The sequence below is a fragment of the Actinomadura livida genome, assembly GCF_014648675.1.
GTDB lineage: Bacteria > Actinomycetota > Actinomycetes > Streptosporangiales > Streptosporangiaceae > Spirillospora > Spirillospora livida.
In genome coordinates this window covers 1-1,374 of record NZ_BMRO01000049.1, presented here as the reverse complement: position 1 = coordinate 1,374, position 1,374 = coordinate 1, and the positions used below count along the sequence as shown (strand labels likewise).

Sequence of the window (1,374 nt, the reverse complement as noted above, 5' to 3'; positions counted from 1 at the left end):
CAAGGCTCAGCACATTCAATTAACAACACACGGGTTGCCCAGGTTGTTTCCTGAGAACCACACAGGGACGCGAACACCCACACAACAGCGATATGCTTTGAACGAATTGTGTGTTCAAGCCACTCGGCCTATTAGTACCGGTCAACTCCACACGTTACCGCGCTTCCATACCCGGCCTATCAACCCGGTCGTCTACCGGGAGCCTTACACCCACAAAAAGGGGTGGGAGAACTCATCTCGAGGAAGGCTTCCCGCTTAGATGCTTTCAGCGGTTATCCCGACCGAACGTAGCCAACCAGCCATGCCCCTGGCGGGACAACTGGCACACCAGAGGTTCGTCCGTCCCGGTCCTCTCGTACTAGGGACAGACCCTCTCAATTCTCCTACGCGCGCAGCGGATAGGGACCGAACTGTCTCGCGACGTTCTAAACCCAGCTCGCGTGCCGCTTTAATGGGCGAACAGCCCAACCCTTGGGACCTACTCCAGCCCCAGGATGCGACGAGCCGACATCGAGGTGCCAAACCATCCCGTCGATATGGACTCTTGGGGAAGATCAGCCTGTTATCCCCGGGGTACCTTTTAGCCGTTGAGCGACACCACTTCCACACGTAGGTGCCGGATCACTAGGCCCTGCTTTCGCACCTGCTCGACACGTCCGTCTCACAGTCAAGCTCCCTTGTGCCCTTACACTCACCACCTGATTGCCAACCAGGCTGAGGGAACCTTTGGGCGCCTCCGTTACACTTTAGGAGGCAACCGCCCCAGTTAAACTACCCACCAGGCACTGTCCCCCACCCGGATACACGGGCGCGGGTTAGACGCTCAAAACGACCAGAGTGGTATTTCACCAACGACTCCACCGACACTGGCGTGCCGGCTTCACAGTCTCCCACCTATCCTACACAAGACGCTCCAAACGCCAATGCCAAGCTATAGTGAAGGTCCCGGGGTCTTTCCGTCCTGCTGCGCGAAACGAGCATCTTTACTCGTACTGCAATTTCACCGGGCCTGTGGTTGAGACAGCGGGGAAGTCGTTACGCCATTCGTGCAGGTCGGAACTTACCCGACAAGGAATTTCGCTACCTTAGGATGGTTATAGTTACCACCGCCGTTTACCGGCGCTTAGATTCTCAGCCTCGACCCCGAAAGATCTAACCGGTCCTCTTAACGTTCCGGCACCGGGCAGGCGTCAGTCCGTATACAGCGTCTTACGACTTCGCACGGACCTGTGTTTTTAGTAAACAGTCGCTTCCCCCTGGCCACTGCGACCACACCCAGCTCCCACCGCAAGGGCGTTCACCGGGCACGGTCCCCCTTCTCCCAAAGTTACGGGGGCAATTTGCCGAGTTCCTTAACCACAGTTCACCCGATCG

General features: G+C 57.4%; 1 rRNA gene. It reads right to left on the bottom strand.

Annotation, left to right across the window (positions count from 1 at the left end):
* Positions 1 to 110 precede the first annotated feature (110 nt).
* A 23S ribosomal RNA gene (locus IEZ03_RS37250) occupies positions 111 to 1,374 on the bottom strand; the annotation flags it as partial.